Below are 226 nucleotides of genomic sequence, written 5' to 3'. Positions count from 1 at the left end.
TGGTGTGGGTGGGGTGTGGGGTTCGTTGGGTGGGTTGGTGGAGTCGGTGCGTGGTGGTGGGGTGGTTCCTTCGGTGGTGTTGTTGGGTGTGTCGGGTGTGGGTGTGGGTGTGGTGGAGGGTGTGTTGGGTGTGGTGGGGGAGTGGTTGGGTGAGCCGTTGTTGGGTGGTTCGCGGTTGGTGGTGGTGACGTCTGGTGCGGTGGTTGTGGATGCGGGTGGTGCGGGT

At 64.6% G+C, this 226-nt stretch carries 1 protein-coding gene; it reads left to right on the top strand.

The genetic code is table 11. The annotated features are described in order from the left end of the window. Nucleotides 1-13 precede the first annotated feature (13 nt). The coding region (locus tag AAHZ94_RS36670; protein WP_349997736.1) for a SpnB-like Rossmann fold domain-containing protein at nt 14-226 on the top strand (213 nt) is incomplete at its 3' end.

It is taken from the genome of Streptomyces sp. HSW2009 (assembly GCF_040240285.1).
Classification (GTDB): Bacteria; Actinomycetota; Actinomycetes; order Streptomycetales; family Streptomycetaceae; genus Streptomyces.
The sequence above is the reverse complement of the archived record's forward strand: the minus strand, read 5'-3'. Positions and strand labels throughout refer to the sequence as shown.